Annotated in this window: 1 protein-coding gene; it reads left to right on the top strand. The window is 59.9% G+C overall.

Annotated features, from left to right (window positions below):
- Positions 1-1,472 (top strand): MG2 domain-containing protein (locus tag A3730_RS25130; protein WP_231884043.1); only part of this gene is annotated, 1,472 nt, incomplete at both ends.

Below are 1,472 nucleotides of genomic sequence, written 5' to 3'. Positions count from 1 at the left end.
AAGCATCCCAATGGTCTGGTGCATCTCTCCCTGATCATCGACGGCGACGATATCAGCTACAGTTGCCCCGATGGTGCCCTGAAGAAAAAAACCACCTTGCCGGACAGCTACGAAGGCCCTGGGCAGGATGAGGATCGTTCTGATGTTTATCAGAATTATTATGCGGATGCGGGCTACCTGAGCTGGTACGAAAAAGACAATCCCTGCTCCGACAGTTACTACCAGTACAACGACCTGGCCAGCAGTACCCGCGCTTTCCTGGCCTCCAACCTGGGTCTGATCGCCAAACGCGGCCAGAACGATACCCTGCTGGTGGTGGCCACCGAGCTGGACAGCAACACCCCCGCCGAAGACGTGGTGCTCAAGGCCTATAACTACCAGCTGCAGCAGGTCGGCATGGGGCTTACCGATGCCGAGGGCATGGCCAGCCTCTCACTGGACGGATCCGCGTATTACCTGGAAGCGGTCAAGGACCGGGACAACGGCTACCTGAAACTGGCCCGCAACCGGGCCCTGCCCACCAACCAGTTCAACACCGGTGGCCAGCAAGTACGCGATGGACTGAAAGGCTTCTTCTACGGCGAGCGGGACGTGTGGCGCCCCGGTGATGACATTCACCTGACCTTTATTCTGGAAGACCAGGACAACACCATCCCCGACGGCCACCCACTGATGCTGGACTGGTTTGATCCCCGTGGTAACAAGGTGAAGAGCTATACCCTGGACAAGCCGGTGGGCGATTTTTATGCCTTCACACTACACACAGAAGAGGACGCGCCCACCGGGAACTGGCGTGCGGTGGCCCGGCTGGGTCAGCGTTATTTTGATACCCCGATTCGGGTGGAAGCGATCAAGCCCAACCGGCTGAAAATCGAGCTGGATCTGCCGGAAACGCTCTACACCAACCAAACCACCGACATTGGGTTATTTACCCAGTGGCTCAACGGTGCCACCGCCGCCAATTTGAAGGCCGACATGAAAGTGCGGGTGAGCGCGCGCACCACCCGTTTCGACGGCTACGACGCTTATCACTTCGATGACCCCACCCGAAAGCTCAGCAGTGAGCCGTTCACCGCCTTCGATGGCAACGTGGACGGGCAGGGTAACGCCACCGTGCCGCTCACGGTGAATGTGAAACAGACCCCGGGCATGCTGCGCGCCACCCTGACCACCCGCGTGTTTGAAAACAGCGGCGACTACAGTACCCAGATTCGCAGCGTGCCGGTGTACCCGTTCAAGCACTGGGTGGGCATGCGCATTCCCGAAGGCAGCGGCTGGGGCGGGGCACTGTCCCGAGAAGGGCTGCACGCCATCGACCTGATCAGCCTGGACAGCGACGGCAAGCCCGACGCCAGCCGGCCGCTGGATATCAGTGTCTACCAGATTGATTGGCGCTGGTGGTGGGACCGGGCCGGGGATGACCTGAGCAACTACATTAGTGACCCCAACACCAAACGCGTAGCCGATGCACA

This window comes from Alcanivorax sp. HI0044 (assembly GCF_001634945.1).
Note: the sequence above shows the minus strand (reverse complement) of the source record. Positions and strands in the feature narration are given on the sequence as shown.